Origin of the sequence: Deinococcus sp. NW-56 (assembly GCF_002953415.1) — a bacterium.
In the GTDB taxonomy this organism is placed as follows: Bacteria; Deinococcota; Deinococci; order Deinococcales; family Deinococcaceae; genus Deinococcus.
Genome location: NZ_CP026519.1, coordinates 19,289 through 41,237 on the forward strand (window position 1 = coordinate 19,289; position 21,949 = coordinate 41,237).

Sequence of the window (21,949 nt, forward strand, 5' to 3'; positions counted from 1 at the left end):
ATGCCCGTCGAATTCCTGACCGATGAGCAGGCGGCACGCTATGGGCGCTACCAGGGTGATCCCACGCCTGAACAGCTCACCCAGTTCTTCTTCCTGAGCGAAGCGGACTTGCGCCTCGTCACCGAGCGCCGACGCCCCGAGAATGAACTCGGGTTCGCGGTGCAACTCGGCACGCTGCGGTTTCTGGGCACTTTCCTGCAAAACCCCTTGGACACGCCCTCGGTGGTCGTGACGCACCTCGCCCAGCAGTTGCGGGTCGAGCCGGGCGAGTTCAGGAAGTATGCGGTTCGCGCCGCGACCCGCCACAGTCACCGTCAGGCCATCATCGCGGCGCTGGATTACCGCGACTTCGACGGCTTCCAGGCCTTCCGCCTGACCCGCTGGATCTACGCCCAGCTCGCGCTGAGCGCCAGCCGCCCAAGTGTCCTCTTCGATCTGGCGACTGCCCGCCTGATCGAGCAGCGCATCGTGCTGCCCGGAGTCACGGTGCTGGCCCGCCTGATCGCCCGGGTCCGCGAGCGGTTCACCGCTCGCACTTTCGAGGGACTCAGCCAGCGCCTCAATCCGGCCCAGAAAGCCGCGCTGGGCGCCCTGCTGGTCTTGCCGGAAAACGACTGGCAGACGCCGCTGGAAAGGCTGCGAACCCCGCCGACGCACATCAGCACGTCGGCGCTCTATCAGGCCATTCACCGCATTGAGCAGATTCGGGCCGTCGGCGTCGGCACCGTTGACCTGAGTGACGTGCCGGAGTCCCGGCAGGCGGTCCTGGTACGCCACGCCCTGACCGTGCGGGCACAACTGATCGAGCGACTGGGGGAGGATCGCCGCCTGGCGACCCTCCTGGTCTTCGTGCAACATCTGGAGCGTACGGCCACCGATGACGTGCTGGATATGTTCGGCAGCGTTATGAACGACCTGGCCCTGCGGGGCGAGGCCAACCGCAGGCGGGAACGCCTGCGTTCCCTGCAAGACCTCGACCAGGCCGCGTTGCTGCTCCGGGAAGCGGTGGCGGTGCTCCTCGACCCGGACGTTCCACCGGAGCAGGTGCGCTCACTGGCCTTCGAGCGTCTCGGGGAAGCTTCCTTGCGGGCGGCCACCCTGACCGTACAGGAACTCGCCAGCCCGGACGACGATCCGGCTCCGGAGGCCCTGAGCGGTGCCTACGCCACGGTGCGGCGCTTCCTGCGGAGTTTCCTGCTCACCGTGCCGCTCAGCGGCACGGCAGGCGCTAAACCCCTGCTGGACGCCCTGGGCTTCCTGAAGCGCATGGACGAACCGGGAGGCGGCAAGCCGAAGTGGACGGCCGCCCCCAGGGACTTCGTCACCAAACCGTGGGAACGCCGGGTCTTTCCGCAAAAGGACGAGGTGGACCACCAGGCATACACGCTCTGTGCCCTCGACCGCTTGGGGCAGGCTCTGAAACGCCGGGAAGTCTTCGTGGAGCGCAGCGAACGCCACGGTGACCCCAGGGCAGAACTCTTGCAGGGCACCGCCTGGGAAGACGTGCGGGACGACGTCTGCCGCGCGCTGAACCGCTCACTGGAGGTGCGTGGGGAACTGGACATGTGGCGGCTGGAGCTGGACAGTGCCTACCGCGAGGTGGAGCAGCACCTTGCCCAGAACCAGTCGCTGACGCTCACAGTGCAGGACGGTCAACCTCAACTGAGGTTGACCGCACCAGAAGTGCTGGACGACCCACCGAGCCTCACAAAGCTGCGGGCGCAGGTCGCGGCGCGGTTACCCGTGATCGACTTGGCCGAGTTGCTGATGGAAGTCCACGCCTTCACCGGACTGGCCGACGCATTCACCCATGTCGCCGACGGTAAATCCCGGGTGAGCGACCTGCCGCTGAGCGTCTGCGCCGTCCTGCTCGCTCAGGCCTGTAACATCGGCCTGAAAGCCGTGGCGAGGCCGGACGTTCCGGCCCTGACCCTGTCCAGGCTGTCGTGGGTGGGGCAGAACTACGTGCGGGCTGACACGATCACCGCCGCGAATGCACGGCTGGTGAACGCGCAGGATGACCTGCCCCTCGCGCGGGCGTGGGGCGGCGGGGAGGTGGCCTCCGCCGACGGACTGCGGTTCGTCGTCCCGGTTCGCACCATTCACGCCGGTTGGAACAGCAAGTATTTCGGTGCCCAGCGCGGCGTGACCTACTACAACTTCACCAGTGACCAGTTCACGGGCTTTCACGGGATCGTGATTCCGGGGACGCTGCGCGACTCGCTGTACATCCTGGCGGGCCTGCTGGAACAGCAGACCCGCCTCAATCCCAGGGAGATCATGGCCGACACTCACGGCTACAGTGACGTGGTGTTCGGCTTGTTCGCCCTGCTGGGGTACAAATTCAGCCCGAGGCTGGCCGACCTCCCGGATCAGCGCTTCTGGCGACTTGACCGGGAAGCGGATTACGGAGCGCTGAATGACCTGGGCCGCCACACTCTGAATGAGCGGCTGATCGCCGCTCACTGGGAGGACATGCTCAGGCTCGCTGGGTCACTGAAGCTCGGCAAGGTGGGGGCGACCAGCGTGATGCGGACGTTACAACGTGGGGGAAGCCTGTCCAGCCTGGGCCGCGCCGTGGCCGAACTGGGGAGAATAGAGAAGACCCTGTACCTGCTGAACTATGTCCATGACAAGGCGTACCGGGCGCGCATCCTACGGCAGCTCAACCGCGGCGAGCAGCGCCACAGCGTGGCGCGAGTGGTCTTCCACGGACACAAGGGGGAACTCCGCCAGCGGTACCGGGAAGGCATGGAGGATCAACTGGGTGCCCTCGGCCTGGTCGTGAATGCCATCGTGCTCTGGAACACCCGCTACCTGGATGTGGCCCTGACGGAGCTGCGACAGGCTGGCGAACCCGTGCTGGAGGAGGATGTGGCCCGCCTGACGCCCCTGCTGCACGAGCATGTGAACATGCTCGGGAAATACGATTTTACCCTGCCGGAAGAGATTGCCCAGGGCCAGCTCCGACGCCTGCGTGATCCGAACACCCTGGAGGCTTACCTGGAACAGATCGAGTTGTGATCCGGGTTGCTAGAGTAATCCGCTGTTCCGGCTCTCAGGTGACCCCGGATGCTGCGTCTCTTCCCGGAGGGCGGCGGGCTCCAGGGCCTGATCAGCAACCAGGTGGGGGAGATCGCCCTCGCCGGGGCCAGCAGCTGCGAGTGGTACCCGGAGCGCAGCCGCCGGGGGGTGGCGGGCGTCGTGGTGGTGCCCGCCGAGGAGGTCCGCATCCGGCGCGACCCCGGCACCCAGGCGCTGGTCTACCAGCAGTTCGCCCCCGGCAACTACGTGACCCTCAACCCGCGCACCTACCTCTACGCCGCCCCCCGCACCACCGGCCGCAGTCCCTACGGGGTGCCGCTCTTCGTCGCGGCCCTCTTCGCCCTGGACCGCAAGCGGCAGCTCTCGGACGCCGAGCAGCGCGTCATCAACCTGATGGCCCGCAGCGCCCTGGTGCAGGCCAAGGTGCCCATCCCCACCCCCCAGGAACTGGGCTGCACCAGCGAGGCGGACCCCGCCTACCCGGACGCGGTGGCCGAGTTCTTCTCGAACGTGGCCGACACCATCGTCAGCAGCAGCGAGAGCGGGGTGTACATCGGGCCGGACAAGACCGACATCTCGGTCGTGCCCATCAACCAGACGGCGGCCGGTGCCCCCGAGATCACCAAGGGCAACCAGAAGCGCGTGTGGAACGCCCTGCGCACCCTGCCCTTCATGCGCGGCGAGATGGACTCGACGACCCAGGCCCTGGCCCAGATGACGGTGCCCATCCTTCACGCGCAGGCGGCGAGCATCAACCAGACGCTCGCCCGGCAACTCGAGTTCGGCGCCAACCTCCACCTCAGCCTGCGGGGCATCCCGGCCCAGGCCTGGGTGCGCTTCACGCCGCCGGTCAGCCCCTTCCAACTCGACGAGGCGACCGCGCTGCTGCGCCGCGCCGAGGCTCACACCCGACTCGCGGCCCTGTTCGGCCCCGCCTGGGCACCCGCCGCCATGCGCGAGTTCGACGTGGTGGAGGGCGACGCCGAGCGGGCACCGGACTGGTGGCAGCCCGGAGGCGCCCTCGCCCCCACCCCCCCGCAAGGAGACCCCCCATGAGCAAGCACCGCGCGGCCTTCTCGCTCGCCCTGACCCTCACGGCCGGGGCGAGCGCCGCTTTGCCCGACGGCCACCTCGACCGCATCAACGCCCTGCAGGCCAAGCGGGGCAAACCCAACCTCACCGCTGAGCAGGTGCTGGTGCGCCCGGTGCGCCTCTTCGGCAACCGCCTGACCAGTTACTACACCCGCTGCCCCGACCCGGACCTGCGCCTGCTCGCGGCGCAGATCAACGATGCCGGGGGACCGGCGCTGAGCGCCCACGTTACCGACAACACGCCGCTGGGCAGCTTCTACGCGGCCGCGGTGACCGAGGGGGACTACGCCCCGACGCCGGACCTCGGCGAGCCGCAGCAGGAGCTGTGGCTGGACACCTGGATGTACGTCCTCAACGACGAGGAGGGCCAGCGCCTGGTCAGCCTGATCGACGGCGGCGTTATCAACGAGGCCAGCATCGGCTACTGGTACGAGAACGCGGTCTGCTCGATCACTGGGGGCAGCTACTGGTCGAGTCCCTACTACGCGGGGCGCACCTACGACATCACCGACCCCGAGACGGGGGCCGTGACCACCCGGCTGTGCTTCATCTGGACCACCGGCAACGTGCAGTTCAGCGAGGGCAGCCTCGTCTACCGCGGGGCCTACCCCGGCACCAAGGTGGGTGGCGATGCGGCCAGCCCCAACATCCTCGCCGCCAGCGCGGGCCGCATCAGCGCGCCCGCTCCCCAGACCCGCTTCCAGCTCGCGGCCAGCAAGGACCTGCAGGCCGTGTTCGAGAAGGCCCCTGCCCACCCGGGTGAGGGCACGCCCCCTGCCCCGCCGAGCACGGCGGACACGAAAGGAGAGGAAAGCGTGAAGCTCCGCCTCAAACTGCCCGACGGCTCGGTCAAGGAGATCGACGCCACCCCCACCGACGCCCAGGCCCTGCTCGACGGCCAGATCGAGGGTGCCCAGACGCGCGGCGCCCAGGCTCGCCTGGAGGCCCACGCGGCGGCCCTGGGCCTGGAGCCCAAGGACGTGACCGACGCGCGGCTGCAGCAGCTCGCGCAGGAGGCCAGCGATGGCCGCCAGTACCGCGAGGACCTGCTCACGGAACTGCACCGCCTCTCCCTGGCGGTGAACGGCAACGACGAACAGGGCCGCGCCGCCGCCGACCGCGCGAAGAAGGCCTTCGGGCGGCTGGACCTCGTGGACATCCGCGACGAGGTCCAGCGCCTCACGGCCCAGCGCGACGCGGGCCTCCCCGGCGGCCGCCTCAGCCAGGACGCCCCTACGGACGCCGCCTCCGCGCGGCAGGCCCCCGCGGACCTCGACGCGGTCTGAACGCCCATCCCCCGGCCTGACGCCTTCTCGCCCACCCCCCAGGAGACAGCATGAAATTCAACGGAGTCGAATACGCCGGGCAGCACAACACCGGCCTCACCTTCACCCTCGACGCGGGCGCCGCGATCGGCGACGCGGTCGCCCAGACGGCCGCCGGAGCGGCCGGGCGGGGCGCGGCCGACGCCCCCCTGCTCGGCAAGTGCGTGAGCAGCGAAGCCGACGGGAAGGGCACCGTCTTCACGCGCGGCGTGATCGTCGTGCCCTGGACCGGCGCCGCCGTGTTCGGTCGCCAGAAGGTGGGCGTGGACGGCGCGGGCAAGGCCAAGGTCGCTGCTGCGGGCCGCGAGTGCCAGGTGCTGGGCGTGGACGCCACGGAAGGCCTCGCCGCGATCGACCTGGGCTGAGGCCCGCCGCCCCCGCCGCCCTTCGCCCGCCTCAGACCCCCGCCCCCGGGCGGGTTTTTTCGTGCCCCACAAGGAGCCCCCGCATGACCAAGATCACCAAACTGGGCCAGCTGGAGATCGGCCTCTACCAGGACGCCGCTCGCCAGGGCCTGACCCTCAGCCAGTACCTCAACGAGCTGTCCCGCAAGGGCGACATCGCCGAGGACCTCGTGCGCCCCGACGCCCGCAACAGCGCGGGCGAGCCGGTGGACGCCTTCAAGCAGCTGCTCGCCGCCGCCGGGGTCCGCACCAAGGGCGAGTTCGCGCAGACCGGGGACGCTTTCCTGAGCAACCCCAACAACCGCGTGCTCTTCCCGGAGTTCGTGGTGCGCGAGTACCGCGACGCCGAGCGCGACGCGGTGAACGTGCTGCAGATCAGCGACCTGGTGAGCGTCCGGGTCGGGATCGACGGGGCGGCCTACCGGACCGGCGTGATCACCGCCGGGCAGGAGAAGGACCTCGAATTCGGGCGCGTGGCGGAACTGGGCGAGATGCCCGTGTACACCATCAAGCTCAGCGAGAAGGCGGTGAACGCCTACAAGTACGGCGGCGTGCTGCGCATGAGCTACGAGGCGGTGCGGCGCACCAAGCTGCCCATCCTCAGCCGCTACATCGGCAAGATCAGCCGTGCCCAGGCCCGGCGCAAGGTCAAGCAGGGCCTCAACGTCGCGCTCAACGGCGACGGCAACAGCAACCCTGCGCCCGCGAGCGCGGCGGCGGCCGGAAACACCTTCACCCTGGCGGACATCATCGCCCTCCAGATGGACGGCCTCGCCAACGGGGTGCAGTTCGGGGTGATCACGGCGGACACGGCCGACCTCGCGGCGGTGCTCAACCTCGACACGTTCACCGGGGCAGCGGCCACGGCGGCGGGCGCGGACTTCCGCGACAACGGGGTGTGGCCGCGCATCCTGGGCATGGCGCCCCGCCTGGCGATGGCCGACAGCGCGCTGCAGGGCAGCAAGAAGCTGCTGGGCATCGACACCGCCAACGGCCTGGAGGAGTTCTACGAGAACGGCAGCGAGATCGTGGAAAGCGAGCGCCTGATCACCAGCCAGTTCGAGAACGTGGCGATCAGCGAGAACGTCGGCTACGCCAAGCCCGACGTGCAGGCCTTCCGCACCAAGGCCCACGCCTAAAGCCCGGCGGCCCTCCGCCCCCCTCCCCTGACGTCCGCTCGCCCCCTGCGGCGGGCGGAAAGGAGCCCCTCATGGCAAAAACAGACACCATCTCGGACATCAAGGCCGCCAACGGTCAGGATGTCCCCGACTCCCTGACGCAAAAGCAGCTCGACGAACTGCTGCCCCTCGCCCAGAAGGGAGAAGAGGGCCTGACCGACTTCCAGGCGAAGCTGACCGAGTTCACCGGCGGGAGCACGTCCACGGCTCCCAAGACTTCCGGCGAGAAGCAGATCAAGGTGCGCGTGAACGCGGCCATCGCGGCCTACGGCGGGGAATTCACCGACCCCGACAGCCGGGCCGTGATCGGCAAGGACGCGGTGTCGGTGCCGCACACGGCGTTCGTGCGCGAGAAGCTGCGCAGCGAAGAACTCGTCGAAGCGGGGTAACCCGTGGACCCGGTGACGCCTGAGCAGGTGCCGCAGCTGCTGCCCGGGGCGCCCCAGCCGGAACAGCAGCACCTCACGCTGGCCACCCTCTGGGCGCGGGGGGAACTCGCGGCGCGGCGGGTGGACCTGGGCGCGCTGACCGGCGATGCGGAAGTTGCGGCCCGCACCGCGATCGCCGCCAAGAGTCTGGCCTTGAAAGCCGGAATCGGGGGGGTGATCGGGCTGTCCGGGAAGGCGGGGGCTTCCAAGATCAAGGTCGGCCCCATCGAGGTCACCCTCGCGGCCCGGGATGCGCATGGGCAGGCGCAGGTGGCTCAGACGGAATGGGAGGTGCTGGCGGGGCAATTGTTGGCGCTGGCGGTGCCTGCTCGGCCCCTGCGCGGCGCCTTCTCAGGGGTGGCCAGGTGATCACCACCGCCGACATCCAGGAACTGACCCGCCCCGAGCTGGATGAAGTGTTCGAGGCCCTGGGCCAGTCCGTGCAGGTCCTCCGCACCGCCCCCGTCCCCGACGCCCCCCCGCCCGACGTGGACCTCTCCGGCGGTCTGGTCCTCGCGCCCCCGTCCTCCGTCGCCCCGCAGGGCCAGGGCGCCGCCTACCCCGCCTATGGTTACCAGCTCGGCACCCGCGAGCGCCAGGAAAAGGGCATCGGCTCGGACCTCCCCGTCCCCGTGTGGGAGGTGCTGGTGCACCACTCCGCCCCGCTCGACGAGCCGGGGTTCAGCCTGGTGCTCACGGGCGGCGGCCTGCCCGCGCCCCTGCCGCTGGAGGTGATCGGCGACGCCGAGGACCTCGGCACCGTGCGGGTCGCCTGGCGGCTGCTGTGCCGGGCACCGGGTGCCCGCCATGCCGTTTGATCTCGACCCGGCCTTCGACCGCGAGATGGACGCGCTGTTCGACCGCGCGGACGAGGCGATGGCGAAGGCGGCCGTGGCCTACCTCGTCAACGTCATGGACCGGGCCGGGACCGGGCAGAAGTGGCCGGGGCTGCCCAACACCAGCTCCGCGCCAGGTCAGTACCCGGTGGTCCAGTCCCGCGCCCTGATCGAGTCGCTGGACGCCCGGCGGCTGGGAAGCGAGTGGCACTTCGGGAGCTTCAACGCGCCCGACGAGGCCTGGGCGCTGGAGTACCCCAAGCCGGAAGGCTCGCCCATCGACCGGAAGACCCCGCACGGCGCCCGGCCCTGGCTCAGCAAGCTGCTGGGCGACCCGGAGGCGCACCGGGCGATCTGGGACGCCCTGGACTCCACCCTCGGGAGGTAAGCCTCTGACCCTCGACCAGCTTCTCTACGACCTGGGGATCAAGCTCGGGCGGGACACCGCCGGGCAGGTTCTCAGCAACGCGCCGCCCGACCCCCTGCCCCCCGTGGGCACGATCTACGCGGTCACGCAGGACCAGCAGGGCAGCGCGGACGTGACCACGACCACCGGGCAGGTCCGCCTCCGCCCCATTCTGGTGGGCCTCTACGGGGCGGCCCCGACCCTGGCGGGGCGCAATCAACTCGCCATCCTCCTCGCCTGGCTGCACCACCGTGCCCGCGAGGTGGACCGTCACCCTGGCCTGCAGGTCGTCGACTGCACCAGCGCCGATGACCTGCCCCCCACGCTCGACAGCCAGACCCGCCAGCACTACGCGCACATTCGCTTCTATCTCCGCTACCAGCAAGGAGTCAGACCATGACCGGACCCAGCACCCAGAAGGCCCTCCCCGAAGCCCTGCCCGCCGACAACACTCCCAACACCTACAGCGGGAACGACTGGCACCTCTACCTGGTGGACGCCGAGGCCGACGCGATCCGCGAACCCGCGACCGTGACCACGACCGCCGCCGCCGCGACCGGGGCCACCACCCTCGCCGTCGCCGCCCTGAACGCGCCCATCGCCGACAACGCGGTGCTGGACTTCGGCGGGGTGGACGTCACCGTGACCGAGCCTGCCGCCGCCGGGGCCACCCAGCTCACCGTGGCCGCGCTGACCGGGCCGCTGGCCCAGAACGCGCGGGCCACGACCGACGGCACCCTGACCGAGGTGCCGCTGGGCGAGCAGTTCAACCCCGACATGCCCAGCAGCGAAGAGACGATCCAGGTTCACGGCCGCACCACGCCCATCCGCGTGGTCAACGGCAAGGACCTCACCATGACGGTCCGCACGGTCGCGGGCATCACCGACCCCGTGGTGCAGCGGCTGAAGAACCTGGGGCGCCGCCTCAGCCCCAACAACAAGGTCCGCATCGTGCTGAAGACCGCCGACGGCTACGCCATCCTCGCCACGGTCAATGTAGCCGGGAAGCCCACCGCCGCGCCCAGCCAGTCCCAGCGCTGGGAGTTCACCATGAACCTCTCGGGCGATATGTACGACGCCGACCTCAACGACGCGAACCCCACCTGGACGCCCATCGGGCGCTGAGTCGGGCCGTGAGCGCCAATCTTTTGGCGTTCGGACGCAGGGGGGCCACCCGGCCCCTCCTGCTTCTCTACGCCCCCGAGTTTCAAGGTCCCCGGATCACCGCCCCCGCCTACTCGACCCTCTACCCCGTCACCGCCCGCTCGGAGACGCTGCGGGAGATGGAGCGGCATGGCGAGGGCTGGCGCGTGAAGCGTGGCGGCATGCGCGTCCGGCTGCCCTGCTGTGAGGCCGGGCACCGGCTGCACCAGGGGCTGACCCTCACCAACACCAGAAAGGCCAAGGCCATTTGATATGACCCAGACGGATAGAACCCGCACCGCGCTCGCCGTGCTGGGTCAGCCCGACCGCACGTTCGCGTACCACATGGGGCCACTCGCCATTCCCTACCTCTCCCTGAGCTTCCGGGAGATGGACCTGATCGACGCCATCCCCACCCTGGAAGACCCCGAGGACGACACCCCGGAGTTCCGCACCCGCAAGCGCCGCGCCGAGTGCGAGGCGGCCTTCGAGCTGCTCTCGCGGCGGCTGGGGGCCAAGGGGCCAGGCAGCGTGGAGGAAGTGGCGCAGGTGCTCAACCCCGCCGACTTCTACGGGTGGGTCAACGACCTGATCGGGGGCGGCAAGGGGGAGCCGGTGGGGGAAGCGGACAGCCCCTGACCAAAAAAGTCCGTACCGATCTCCCCCAGGTGTTCAGCGACCTCCAGGCGCATGTGGACCCGCTGCGCGACTGGTACGGCACGCCTCTGGATCAGGTGTGGGCCGTCTACGAACGCTGGCGGGCCGGGGAGCAGCGGGCCTTTGCGCGGGCCGCGACCACCGGGCAGCTCGCCATGCTGGCGTTTGCTGGCAACGCGGGTGAGGTCGCCGACCGGATTCTCCAGTCCGGGGAGCGCCTCTCCGTCCCCGACCCGTACACCAGCCTGGACGGCACGGTGGCCAGCCAGATGCCCAGTCCGCACACGCCCTACCCGGTCGCGCCCGGAGTGGCGAAGGGGCTGGGAGAGGCCCTCGCGGCGGGGCTGCTGGTCGGCCCGGCGTGGTCCTCGTGGGGGGCGAGCGCGGAGGGGCTGCCGCTGTGCCGGATCTGGGGGCGGGTGGAGGCGGCGATGTAGCCTGAACCTCCTCATGACTACGGAAGACGTGGCCCAAGTTGACCCGGTTGTCCGCGTGCTGGACTTTGTGCAGTGCGTCAGGCAGAACGCTTTTTCCAAAAGGCCCGGCGTGGCGGTGCGAACGGATGGGCACGTCCTCTTCGGATATGCCGTCTGTGCTTGCCTGGGCCGCTCCTCCGAGGAACGGACGTTCACTCTCGAAGAACAGCTTGCCGACTACCGAACGCTCCTCATCATGTGTGCCAAGGCAGAGGGCTTTGTGACGGAGAAATCCCCGCCCAAGGCACTGGCGAGGAACCAGGGCGTTATTTACACCATCACCAAGGTCTTTCGAGCCAATACGGTCCAGTCCATCGCTGCGAATGTGGCGGCCGCCTTGCAGTCCGATCCAGTCGAGAGGCTCAAGCTGTTGTCTGACAACCTCGCTCATTTGGGAGAGGAAACCATGATCAGTAACCAGGAAATTAACGCGGTGATCGAGAGGCTGGATGACCTCGTGCGATTCGTTCAGGAATCCAGGCTCGACGATCGCCTAAAGGACGCGCTGCTGCGGACACTGGGGCTCCTGCGCATGGAGATGACCCGCGTGAATATCGTGGGTTCCGATCTCGTGGTCGATGAACTCGACCGCCTCCTGGGGCAGTCGGTTCGTGCGGCCATCACGCCTACGACAGGACCACAGCATCAGGACGGGGTCGAGGTCTTTCGGCGCTCTGTGGATATCGCGGAGACAGTCGGGAGGCTGGTGGACGTCGGGCAGAAGGTCTACCCCGTCTTGGAGCGGGGGGCCGAGTTGCTCCGTCAGCTTCCGTTCTGAATCTGGGGGTGGGTGGAAGCGGCGATGTGAGCTGCCCTCAAATCAGCGGCTCGTCTTGGTAGGGACGTTGTAACGTTGCCCCATGAAGCGTCTTGCCGTGCTTGCCCTACTTGTCCTGACTGGGTGTCAGCCCGGAGAGGACACAGGAAGTGATCAGGGTAAAGCGGTTGCGGAAGAGCAACAGGCAGCGCCCCCTCCTGCATCGGCCGCCGAACCGGGAGAGCCGGAGAGCGTCAGCGAGACGCCGGAACCTGCCAGCGAACCTCCCTACACCTCGACTGAGAAAATGGGTTGGGTGGGGACGCCAGGGGATATGAAGCTCGCTTGCGAAAACCAAATTTACAAGCAGTTTCGGCGGCAAACCTGCCTCCTTTTTGAGGGGGATGGCCCCACCATTGTCAGGACCACAGAAGGCTACGAACTTCCTGCCTTCATCGGAAATGGCGACCAGGTCGCCGATCTGACCTGCATCAGTACCAAACCGGCAGAGTTTGCCATAGAAGCTGGCCAAGGTTACACAATCGAGGACATTGAAGCGGTTCTGGCATCCGGCGCCCGGCCTTCTTCGGCCCTCGAAGATGAAGCGGCGGCGCTTCGCCCCCCGCTGAAAGTCAACTCCTGGCGCTGCGAAACGGATGGCGACTACGTCCGGTTTATCGGCGAGGTCGAGAATCAGTCAAGTGGTCCGCTGGAGAATGTCGCCGCCTATGCGGTGATGAGCGACGACAAGGGGATTCTGGCCAAAGAGGAGTCCCTCATTGACTTCAAGCTGCTTCGCTCGGGCGAGTCCAGCCCCTTTGAGGTCTTGGTGGACACCGGAGGCCGCTCCGGCAACTGCCAACTCACCTTCGGTGTTCTTTTCGGGGAGCCCATCGACGCTCAATTCCCGGAATGATCTGACTCAGACCCTTACAGCCGCCCTCCGGGGCGGTTTTTTCATGCCCTGAAAGGCGGTGCACCCCCATGACCAAACGCTCTCTCGGCCACCTCACCGCCACGACGGGCATTGACCGCAGCGGTTTCCAGCGCGATCGGCAGCAGCTCCTCCGCGACGCCGGGCAAACCCAGCTCAGCCTCACCCTGCGTGTGGACACCAAGCTGGCCAAGCAGGAGACGCGGCAGGCGCTCGCCTCGTTGCGCGGGGACGCGACGCAGGCCCTGACCCTCAGTCTGCGCGTCAAGCTGGACGATGCCGGGCTCAAGCGCCAGGCGGACCGCCTCCAGGGGCTGAACGACAAGGCCATCACCATGAAGCTCAACGTCGTCGGGGTTGCGGAGGCCACCCAAGAGCTGAACGCGCTGAAAGTGGTGACCTCCTCGATCAAGGGCGACTTGAACCTCCCCGTCCGTCTGGGGGGAGGGGGCACGCAGAGCACCGTGGCAGCGTCCCGCGAGCAAGCTGCCGCTGCCCGCGCTGCCAAGGCTGAGCACGACGCCCTGACCGCCTCTCTGCGGGCGCAGTCGGCCCAGATCGCGCTCAGCGCGAAGCTCTCCCTCCAGGCGGCCCGTGAGGACAAGATCCGCACCCAGCAGAGCATTGGTGGGCTGGAGAACGAAATGCGGGCGTACCGGGCGCTGTGGCAGGCCCGGCAGCTCGGCACCGACGAGGTCATCGCGGCGCAACGCCGTATCCACGAGCAGGCCCTGCTGCAAGCCGCTGCGGTGGACAAGACCTCGGACGCCTATCGCCGCCTGACCCAGGTGGCGGCCGGGGCTCAGCGGAACATCGATCAGGCCCAGGGGATCAACACCCCCGGCGGGTTTGCTGCGGGCATCAGCCAGGGGATCGTGCAGGCGCTGGGCAACCTCGGGCCGTTCGGTCAACTGCTGGAGCAGGTGGTCAACGCTGGGATGGCCGCGGCTCAGGAAGCCGCCCGCGAGGGCGCACAGGACGTGGGGCGCGACGCGGGCCTGGGGCTGACCAAGGGCCTGGGCGCCCAACGCGAGCAGGTCAAGCGCGCGGCCATGAACACGGCGAAGGCCGTCAAGGATGGAGCCGAGGAAGAACTCGACATCCACAGTCCCTCCCGCGTCATGCACCGCGTGGGGGCGTTCGCCGGGGAAGGCCTCGCGGACGGGCTCCTGAGCAAGAAGGCCGAGGTCGCGGCCGCCGCCAAGCAACTCGCCAACGCGGCTGAGACCAACGGGGCACCAGCGCTCAACACCCCAGGGGTAAGCGGCGGCGGGATGGGCGGAGTGGCCGTCGTCCCGGCCATGCAATCGGCGCAGGCGGGGCTGGGCAAGGTGGCGGCGCAGGCGGCCCTCACGACCGCCCTGATCGGTGGCACCGCGCTGGCCGTCGGCGCCCTCGGCGTGGGGTTCGTGAACGGCGCGAAGAAGGCGGCCGAGTTCGAACACGGGCTGGCCGAAATGAGCCTGCTGACGAACAAGCTGCCCGAACAGATGGGCGAGACGGGTCAGGCCATCCTGAAGATGACCGTCGACGTGAACCGCAGCTTCGGCGAGTTGAAGGCGGGGTACGAGGAAATCCTCGGCGCATCCGTTCGGGGCACCGATGACGACGCGGCCGTCCTGCGCTTTCTCCGCACCAGCGCCAGCCTGTCCAAGGTGGCCCGCACCGAAGTGAAGGTGGCTGCGGACGCCCTCACGAGCATCCTCAATGCCTACGAAATGGACGCCTCGCAGGCCGCGCAGGTCAGCGACATGCTGTGGGCCAGCATCAAGGCCGGTAAGGTCAGTCTCGATCAGGCGGCGGGCAGTCTGGGCGCGACGGCAGGCCAGGCCAAGGCCCTGGGCGTGCCGCTCGACGAACTGCTCTCGGCAATGGCCCTGCTGACCACCCGGGGCATCCCGGCCAGCACCGCGCTGGAGTACATCCGCTCAGCCCTGAGCAACGTGCAGAAGCCCAGCAAGGAAGCGGCCGCGACCGCCGACGACCTCGGAGTCAAGTTCAACGCCGCAGCGCTCAAGAGCATGGGACTGGTCAAATTCCTCGATCAGCTCGGGCGCGGCGTGGGGGACAACTCCGAGGCGCTCGCCACCATGATCGGCGACGTGGGGGGCCTCCAAGCGGTGCTGGGGCTGCTCAACGGGGGCCTCTCTGACACGGACGGCATCCTGCAAGACGTGCGCGAGAGCACGGGCGCCGTTGACCGGGATGTGGTCAAGCTCAAGGACACGGCGGTCGAGAACGCCAAGGCCTTCAGCGTCGCCTGGGAGCGTGCCCAGATCAGCTTCAGCACGGGTGTCCTGCCCATGCTCACCTCGGCGCTGACCTGGTCGACCGACTTCCTGAACAAGCTCGTCGAGATCAACGCTGAACTCAAGAAGATGGGCGAGGGGAAGGCCGCCTATGGAGCCGAAGCCTACGACCTCGACTCCTGGCTGGAACAGACCGGTCTCCGGCAATCGGACCTGACCCCCGCCGAACTTAAGCAGGTCAAGGACCTCCTGACGCGGATTCAGGCGCAAGCCAACCGGGGGGCACAGAACAGTGCCATGTGGGAGAACCTGGGCCTCCCCGGTGTGGCTGGGTTCAACGACCGGAACACGGCGCAGGCCATCGGGCAGTTGGGCGCCCAGCTGGGCGCGATTCAGGCCGCCGTGAGTCAGCGGGCACGGGTGCAGGGGCCGGAGCGAGGGGGTAACGCAGCAACAGATGTCTACGACAGCCCTACCAACTCGACCGAGTTTCAATCCGCCGTCGCCCGGACGGCCGCGCAGCTTCAGAAGACGGGGGTCCGCACCGCCGACGAGGTGGTCAACTATTGCGCCCAGTGGGTCAGGCTGACTCTCGGGAAAGCCGATCAGCGGGTGACCTCCTACGTCAACAAGCTGTTCCAAGCCGACCGGGATGGCGACCGCGACATAGATGCGCGGGATGCAGCGGCGGGGGCCAAAAACGCCGGGTTGCTGCGCCCCTACACCGGAGTGCAGAACCTCAAGCCGGGTGACGTGGTGTTTTACACCGAGAACGGCCAGAACCACACCGGCATCTATATCGGTGGAGGAATGGTGCGCGGGAACAACCGCGTGACCTACCAGCAAAACGGCGGGCGCTTCGGGCCGGGGGGAATCGCCTCGGGCGAGGCCCTGGACGCAGGTCGGGTCAACCCGGTGGGCAATGTCGCCATTGGCAGCCTGGGGCGCGTCTCGGGCTATATCAGCGCGGCAGACCTCGGCCGGGCGGCAGGCGTGACCGAGCGTACGGGGAGTGGGAGCCAGACCACCACCGGCGGCTCGAACAGGCCTCCCGCTCCTGTCACGGCCGAACAGATCATTCAGGCCCAGCGGTTCACCGCCGCCCTGGAGAAGGCGCAGGCGGCCCTGAAAAAGGACCCCGGCAGTGTCCCCCTCACCCAGGCGGTGATCAAGGCCAAGCGCGAACTGGACGGTTTCCGCAAGGCCAGCGAGGGCAATGCCGAGGCGCTGGACGCCCTCCAGAAACAAGGGGTCAAGACCTCCGGCACTTACATCGCCACCAGCGCCGATCTGCGCCAGTGGGGCAGCGAGGCACTCCGGCTCTACAAGGACCTGGAGAAGGCCGAAAAGTCGGGTAGCAGTGCGGCCGCTACGGCAGCACAGGCCCGTGTGGATGCCTGGATCGGGGAAAGCGAGGCCCGAAAGGCCGTGTTCACGGCAGAGGGCGCCGCGTACAAGACCCGGCAGCAAAATGCCGACGCTGCTGACCGCGACGAGACCACCCGCGCCCAGAACCGGGCAAAGACCCGTGCCGACCTCGCCAAGGCCCTGGAGCAGGGCCGGATCGGGGACGCCCAGCGGTATCTGGACCGGCTGAAGGCGGACCAGGCCGAAGCCATCGCTCTGGCCAAAGACGACGCGGCCAAGCGGGCGAAAATCATCGCCGAGACGGGACCGGCCATCCTCGCGGCCGAGGACCGGCTCATCAATGCCCGGCGGGGTCAGCGCATCCGTGAGGCCCAGCGGGTCGCCGACGAGGCGAAGAAGCTCCCTGGGGCCGACCTCGACGCGATCGAGAAGACCCGTGTGGCGGCCGTCCGCGAGGCCTACCGCGAAGCCGAGGCCGAACGGCGGAAGGCCCGGCAATCCCAGACCGCGGCCGAACGCTCGGCGGGCGAGGCGGCCACCCAGGAAGCCCAGCAGCGGGCCACCCAGCGGGCCGAGCTGGAGCGCCGCCTGAACGCTGACCTCGCGGCCGGTCGGTTGACCCAGGCCCAGGCCACCGTGGACAAGCTCCAGCAGGCCCTCGACACTGAGCTGGCAGCCCACAAGAACAATGCGGCCGAGCGGCTCCGGGTCGAGCAGGAACTGGGACCGAAGGTGCTCGCTGCCCAGAAGCGCGTGCTGGAGGCCCAGCGCGACGCAGCGGTCAGCGCGGCCCGCGCCACCGCCACCGCCGAGCGGGGCAAGCTGACCGCCGAGTACGGCAAGGGGAAGGAGCCCAAGGACCTCCTCGCCAAGATTGCCAGCACCGAGACCTCGGCCATCACCACCGCCGAGACCACCTTCAACACCCGGCTCTCGGCCCTCTACAGCGCGTCCGCCGAGCGCATCAACAGCGCGACCGCCGCTGTGCAGGCCAAGAACAAGCAGGCGGCCGAGCAGCGGGTACAGACCGAAAAGGAGGTGACCAGTCAGCTCGCCGCGATGAACCAGTCGCAGCGGCAGGAGCAGATTCAGCGGGAGGAGGACGCCCTGACCCGGCTGCGGCAGAGTCAGGAGACCCGACTCGCCGCGGTCAAGGGGAATGAGGCCGCGACCCTCCAGGTCATTCAGGAGACCTCGGGCAAGATTCGGGAGCAGGAAGACCGGCTGGCCCTGACCCGCCTCGTCGCCGCCAAGCGGCAGGCGGAGGAGGAAAAGCAGGCCCGCCTGGACGCCATCCCCAAGGGGGCGACGAAGGGGGAGCGCGACCGCCTGACCGCCGCCGCCGAGACTGAGCGGCTCGGCAAGGTTTCTGCCGCCTACCGGGCCTACTCCCTGGCGGTCAGCAAGAGCGCTCAGGACGCCGCCCAGGCGGTGCAGCAGGCCACCGAGCAGCAGACCCGCGCCGCACAGGAGCAGCAGCGACTCGCCCGCGAGAACGAGGCCGCCCTGCGCACCGTGTCCCGCGAGGGGCTGGAAGGGCGGCTCGCCGACGCCGAAGCCGCCCGCGACCGCGAGCTGGCGGCGGCCGAGGGCAACCTCGCTGAGCAGCTCCGGATCGAGACCGAGCGGGGGGCCGAGATTCTGGCCCTCCAGCGCCGCCTGGCCGAGGCCCGGCGCAACGAGGAGGCCGCCAGCCTGCGCGCCCAGGCGCAGCAGAAAAAGACCACCAACGCCGAGACCTTCAAGGGCGATCCCGCCCGGATCGCCGCCGAGGACGCGAAGGTGGACACCTGGCTCACGGGAGCGCTGGGCAACCTCCAGAGCCGCTTCTACGCCCAGATCGGGAAGGTGGAGGCCGAGGCCGCCGCCCGGCTGACCCGCTCCGGCGAGGCCCTCACCGCCGCCGAGGAGGACATCGCCACCGGCCTGCTCGAACAGCGGGAGCAGACCCTCCAGACCATCACCGAATCCACCACGGCCCTGTTTAACAGCGGGGCCGACTTCGAGGAGCAGGCGCGGGGCCGGGCCGACGCCATCGGCACCGTGGCGGGGGCCATCCGGCAGCTGACCGGGCTGAAACCCGATCAGGCCACCCTGGATGACCTCGCGGACCTGCCCACTCTCTACGACCGGATCATGCAGGCCGGGCTGGACCTGGAGGGGATGGACCTGACCAGCCTGGAGGCCCTCAGCGAATTGCTGGGCGGCTTCGTGTCGCGGGACCGGGACTTCCTGCCGGTCGAGCAGGCCCGCGAGTTCGCGGCAGCGCTGGAAGCGGCGGGGGGCACCGCCGACGAGCTGCGCGAGGCGCTGGCCATGCCCGAGGGGGACCGCACCCTGATCCTGAATGCCCGTCGGGCGATCCAGAGCGGGGACACGGACGTGCTCACCGGGGTGATGGAGAGCCTCGCGGGGCGCGACCTGAAAAGCAGCCCGGCCCTCGCCAACCTCCGGGCCGCCGTGGACGCGGCGCTGGCCACCCTGGGCGACCAGGCCGCCGCCCGTGCCCGCCGGGCGATGGAGGCGACCTGGGAGGGGCAGCGGGGCGTGGTGCAGGGCCAGCTCGACGACCTCGAACGCCGCGCCCCCCAGATGGACGAGGGGGCCGTCATCGAGGAGCGTGCCCGGCTGCAAGCCGACCTCGCCAGCATGGAGTGGGAAGCCCAGGAAACCCGCCTCTATGCCGAGGACGCCACCAACGAGGAGATCGCCACCGCCCGCGCGGCGTTCGGGCGTCGCCTGATCGGAATCGAGCAGACCCGTGCGGACGCCCAGGCGGCGCTCACCCTCCGGCGTGCCCGCGAGGTCGAAGACGCCCGCGCCGCGCTGGAACTCCAGGCCCTGGACAACCGGGCGGCCCTGGGGCTGATGGGAGAGGAGGCCCACCAGCAGGAACGCGAGCGGCTGCAACTGGAAGCCGCTGCCCGCCAGCGGGACCGGGCGATCAAGGACGCGGGGGAGGACGCCGCAAAGGTCCAGGCCGCCCGCGACGCCTACGCCCTGACCGAACTCCAGATCACCGGGCAGCGGCAGGCCCGCGCCCGGCAGGCCCAGATCGACGGGGCACGGGCCACCCAGGACGCGCTGCTCCACGAGGAGCAGACCGGGCTGGAGGTTCGCAAAGCCCGTGGGCTGGTGGGCGACCTCCAGTACGTCGAGGAGAGCGGGCGTCTGCAACTGGAGGCCCGCAAGGTTCAGCGCGACCGGGAACTGCAGGACGCGAAAGGCAACTGGGACCTCATGCTGGCCGCCCTGCGCCGCTACAACGCGGACAAGGCCCAGATCGAAGCCCAGACGGCGGCCGAGTCCGCCCGCATCCGGCTGGACCTCCAGCGGGCGGCGGAGGACGCGGCCGCCAACCTCGCCCAGGCCAAACTGGAAGAACGGATCGCGCTGGGGCAGCTCAGCGCCCGGGATGCCCAGGCGGCCCGCGAGCAGATGGAGCTGGACGCGGCCGAGCGGGCGCACGCCCGCGCCGTCGCCGACGCCAAGGGGGACGCGGACCGCATCAAGGCCGCCGACCTCGCCCTGGAAGCGGAGCGCACCCGCATCCGCACCCAGGGGGCGACCGACCGGCGCTCCATCGCGCTGGACGAGGCCGACTGGGAGATCGCGCAGGCCCAGCGGCGGGTCGACCGGTCGGGTGGGGTGAGTGGGAACCGGGCACTCCAGACCGCCCTGGCCCGCAAGCTCGAACTCACCCGGCAGCAGCTCTCGGAGATCACCGACCAGGACAGCCCCGAGTACATCGCGGCCCTGGGCCGGATGCAGGCCGCCGAGGACGCGCTGACCGAGGCCAAAGTCTCGCAGATCAACGTGTTCGGCAACTACGCCCAGCAGCTCATTCCCGGCCTCGTCGGGGCCATGCAGGTGCTGGGCGGGGTGGGGGAGGAGGTCGCGCAGGGCTGGGGCGAGTCGCTGGGCAGCATGGTCAGCGACGTGGTCAATTTCGCCACCCTGCTCGCCAAGGGGGACTACGTCGGGGCGGCCATCGCCGCCTTCACCTCCATCTTCACCGGCTTCGCCCGCCAGATGGCCGAGGTCCGCGCCGAGCTCAAGCGGACCGAGGAGTACGGCAAGCAGTTCCGCTTTAACGCCGACGGCTACGGCACCCGCGAGGTCACCCACACGAAGACGGGCTTCCTGTGGTGGGCGAAAAACGTCTACACCGAAGAGATCGACGAGCTGGGCAAGACGCTCGCCCTCTCCTTCGAGAATGCGGTCGTGAGCGGGGTGCAGAGCGGGTTCGCCGAGGCCGTGGCGAAGGGGGACGCCTCGATCCTCGAAAAGAGCATCACCACCAACCTCAAGGGCGCCGCGTTCCAGGGGCTGACCGAGGCCTTCCTGAACTCGGCCGGGGTCGCTGCCCTGCTGGGGCCCCTGGTCCAGAAGTTGATGGAAGCCTTCAAATCCGGGAACAAGGACCTGATCAACCAGGCCCTGGCCGACTTCAAAGCCGGGGTGGCCAGCATGCGCGGGGAGCTGGACGCCCTGGTGGAGACCGGGCAGGCGATCGAGGGCATCCTCGACCCGGAGGCGGAGGCCCGCCGCCAGGAGGAGGCCGCCCGCGACCTCGCGGACCGGCGCCTCAACACCGAGGAAACGCTGCTCAAGGCCCTCCACACCTCGGGGCTGATCGGCACCGAGGAGTACGAACGGCGCAAGCTAGACCTCGCCCTGGCCCGCATTCGGGCCGAGATGGAAGCCGCGCTCGCGGCAGAAGGGCTCACCCAGGAGCAGATCGCCGCCATCCGCGAGGGCTACGAGGCCCAGCTCGCGCTGACCCAGGCCGAGTACGACGCGCAGGTGCTGGACCGTGCCCGGCAGCAGGCGCGGGAGATCGCGGACCTGCGGCTGGGCAACGCCGAGCGCGGCCTCGAACTGGAGCGCCGCCGGGCGCTGATGGGAGCCTCCACCGAGGAGGAACGCCACAAGATCGAGGAGGACTACCGCCGCCGCCGATTGGAGCTGACCCTGCGGCGGCTGGAACTGGAAATGCAGGCCGCCCTGGAGAACGAGGAACTGACCCAGGAACAGATCGACCTGATCCGGCAGGAGCACGCGCTGGAACGTCAGTCGGCCGAGATGGAACTGGAGGAGTTCCTGGCCGACCGCCGCCGCCAGCTGGCCGAACGGGAAGCGGAGGAGGCGCGGCGCCGGGCCGAGGAACTGAAAAACGAGCAGGACAGCATCCTCAATGCGTGGTCGGGCGCGGGGGCCTCCGCGTTCATGGAGGGGCTGGAGACCCAGAATTTCGACGGTTTCTTCCGCAAGTGGAAGGGCGAGCTGACCAAGGCCACCATCCAGGGCATCGTCGAGGCCGAGATGGGCCGGATGGTGGCCGACGAGTTGCGCCCGCTCGCCGAGCGGTACCGGGCGGCGCTGAAGACCCAGGGCACCGCCGACGACCTCGCCGCCCTGCGCGACCTGCGCGAGGGGGTGCGGACGGTCGCGGACGGGGTGCGGCCCCTGTACGAGGCGCTGCTGCCCGCCTATCAGGACCTGAAAAACGAACTCGCGGACAACACCGAGGCCACCCGCGAGAACACCGACGCGACCCGGCAGGCCCAGTTCCAGCAGACCACGATGGTCACCGGCGTGCTCCCGCCCCCCCGGCGCGACACGCTGCGTGCCCGACTCACGAGGTAAGC

General features: G+C 69.2%; 17 protein-coding genes. All 17 read left to right on the forward strand.

The window, feature by feature from the left end; translation table 11 throughout:
- The 17 genes from C3K08_RS17445 to C3K08_RS17525 all read left to right on the forward strand — a co-directional run bounded on the left by C3K08_RS17445 (position 1) and on the right by C3K08_RS17525 (position 21,947).
- Complete coding sequence (locus tag C3K08_RS17445) at positions 1-3,024, forward strand: Tn3 family transposase (protein WP_104992712.1); 3,024 nt, start codon at positions 1-3, stop codon at positions 3,022-3,024.
- 48 nt (positions 3,025-3,072) lie between these two features.
- Positions 3,073-4,101: a hypothetical protein gene (locus tag C3K08_RS17450; protein WP_104992713.1), complete on the forward strand. Its 1,029-nt coding sequence runs from the start codon at positions 3,073-3,075 to the stop codon at positions 4,099-4,101.
- On the forward strand, positions 4,098-5,423 hold the full coding sequence (locus C3K08_RS17455; protein ID WP_104992714.1) for a hypothetical protein: 1,326 nt from the start codon (positions 4,098-4,100) through the stop codon (positions 5,421-5,423). The genes C3K08_RS17450 and C3K08_RS17455 overlap by 4 nt, the downstream gene beginning before the upstream one ends.
- 50 nt (positions 5,424-5,473) lie before the next feature.
- Positions 5,474-5,827 carry a hypothetical protein gene (locus tag C3K08_RS17460; protein WP_104992715.1) on the forward strand — a complete coding sequence of 118 codons (354 nt, stop codon included), beginning with the start codon at positions 5,474-5,476 and terminating at the stop codon, positions 5,825-5,827.
- An 83-nt stretch (positions 5,828-5,910) separates the two neighbouring features.
- A complete protein-coding gene (locus C3K08_RS17465; RefSeq protein WP_104992716.1) occupies positions 5,911-7,005 on the forward strand; it encodes a hypothetical protein in 1,095 nt (364 codons plus the stop codon).
- 71 nt (positions 7,006-7,076) lie between these two features.
- Positions 7,077-7,433 (forward strand): hypothetical protein, encoded by a 357-nt coding sequence (locus tag C3K08_RS17470; protein WP_104992717.1) that lies wholly within the window; start codon positions 7,077-7,079, stop codon positions 7,431-7,433.
- A 12-nt stretch (positions 7,434-7,445) separates the two neighbouring features.
- Positions 7,446-7,841: a hypothetical protein gene (locus C3K08_RS17475; protein ID WP_158680069.1), complete on the forward strand. Its 396-nt coding sequence runs from the start codon at positions 7,446-7,448 to the stop codon at positions 7,839-7,841.
- Positions 7,838-8,290 carry a hypothetical protein gene (locus tag C3K08_RS17480; protein WP_104992719.1) on the forward strand — a complete coding sequence of 151 codons (453 nt, stop codon included), beginning with the start codon at positions 7,838-7,840 and terminating at the stop codon, positions 8,288-8,290. The genes C3K08_RS17475 and C3K08_RS17480 overlap by 4 nt, the downstream gene beginning before the upstream one ends.
- Complete coding sequence (locus C3K08_RS17485) at positions 8,280-8,696, forward strand: hypothetical protein (RefSeq protein WP_158680070.1); 417 nt, start codon at positions 8,280-8,282, stop codon at positions 8,694-8,696. The genes C3K08_RS17480 and C3K08_RS17485 overlap by 11 nt, the downstream gene beginning before the upstream one ends.
- A 103-nt stretch (positions 8,697-8,799) precedes the next feature.
- Positions 8,800-9,114 (forward strand): hypothetical protein, encoded by a 315-nt coding sequence (locus C3K08_RS17490; protein WP_104992721.1) that lies wholly within the window; start codon positions 8,800-8,802, stop codon positions 9,112-9,114.
- Positions 9,111-9,839 carry a hypothetical protein gene (locus tag C3K08_RS17495; RefSeq protein ID WP_104992722.1) on the forward strand — a complete coding sequence of 243 codons (729 nt, stop codon included), beginning with the start codon at positions 9,111-9,113 and terminating at the stop codon, positions 9,837-9,839. Before C3K08_RS17490 ends, C3K08_RS17495 begins: the two co-directional genes overlap by 4 nt.
- Positions 9,840-9,847: 8 nt before the next feature.
- Entirely contained in the window at positions 9,848-10,129 is a 282-nt protein-coding gene (locus C3K08_RS17500; protein WP_158680071.1) for a hypothetical protein, read from the forward strand.
- 1 nt (position 10,130) lies between these two features.
- Positions 10,131-10,496 carry a hypothetical protein gene (locus tag C3K08_RS17505; protein ID WP_104992724.1) on the forward strand — a complete coding sequence of 122 codons (366 nt, stop codon included), beginning with the start codon at positions 10,131-10,133 and terminating at the stop codon, positions 10,494-10,496.
- 29 nt (positions 10,497-10,525) lie between these two features.
- Entirely contained in the window at positions 10,526-10,951 is a 426-nt protein-coding gene (locus C3K08_RS17510) for a hypothetical protein (RefSeq protein WP_104992725.1), read from the forward strand.
- A gap of 13 nt (positions 10,952-10,964) precedes the next feature.
- Positions 10,965-11,768: a hypothetical protein gene (locus C3K08_RS17515; RefSeq protein WP_104992726.1), complete on the forward strand. Its 804-nt coding sequence runs from the start codon at positions 10,965-10,967 to the stop codon at positions 11,766-11,768.
- Between the two features lie 82 nt (positions 11,769-11,850).
- The gene (locus tag C3K08_RS17520) at positions 11,851-12,663 is read left to right on the forward strand and encodes a hypothetical protein (RefSeq protein ID WP_158680072.1); all 813 of its coding nucleotides are present in this window, start codon (positions 11,851-11,853) and stop codon (positions 12,661-12,663) included.
- Between the two features lie 68 nt (positions 12,664-12,731).
- Complete coding sequence (locus C3K08_RS17525) at positions 12,732-21,947, forward strand: hypothetical protein (protein ID WP_104992728.1); 9,216 nt, start codon at positions 12,732-12,734, stop codon at positions 21,945-21,947.
- Positions 21,948-21,949: the final 2 nt, after the last annotated feature.

Coding starts and splice junctions, on each gene's coding strand:
- C3K08_RS17445 (WP_104992712.1), top strand. CDS start 1: ATGCCCGTCGAATTCCTGACCGATGAGCAGGCGGCACGCTATGGGCGC.
- C3K08_RS17450 (WP_104992713.1), top strand. CDS start 3,073: ATGCTGCGTCTCTTCCCGGAGGGCGGCGGGCTCCAGGGCCTGATCAGC.
- C3K08_RS17455 (WP_104992714.1), top strand. CDS start 4,098: ATGAGCAAGCACCGCGCGGCCTTCTCGCTCGCCCTGACCCTCACGGCC.
- C3K08_RS17460 (WP_104992715.1), top strand. CDS start 5,474: ATGAAATTCAACGGAGTCGAATACGCCGGGCAGCACAACACCGGCCTC.
- C3K08_RS17465 (WP_104992716.1), top strand. CDS start 5,911: ATGACCAAGATCACCAAACTGGGCCAGCTGGAGATCGGCCTCTACCAG.
- C3K08_RS17470 (WP_104992717.1), top strand. CDS start 7,077: ATGGCAAAAACAGACACCATCTCGGACATCAAGGCCGCCAACGGTCAG.
- C3K08_RS17485 (WP_158680070.1), top strand. CDS start 8,280: ATGCCGTTTGATCTCGACCCGGCCTTCGACCGCGAGATGGACGCGCTG.
- C3K08_RS17495 (WP_104992722.1), top strand. CDS start 9,111: ATGACCGGACCCAGCACCCAGAAGGCCCTCCCCGAAGCCCTGCCCGCC.
- C3K08_RS17505 (WP_104992724.1), top strand. CDS start 10,131: ATGACCCAGACGGATAGAACCCGCACCGCGCTCGCCGTGCTGGGTCAG.
- C3K08_RS17515 (WP_104992726.1), top strand. CDS start 10,965: ATGACTACGGAAGACGTGGCCCAAGTTGACCCGGTTGTCCGCGTGCTG.
- C3K08_RS17520 (WP_158680072.1), top strand. CDS start 11,851: ATGAAGCGTCTTGCCGTGCTTGCCCTACTTGTCCTGACTGGGTGTCAG.
- C3K08_RS17525 (WP_104992728.1), top strand. CDS start 12,732: ATGACCAAACGCTCTCTCGGCCACCTCACCGCCACGACGGGCATTGAC.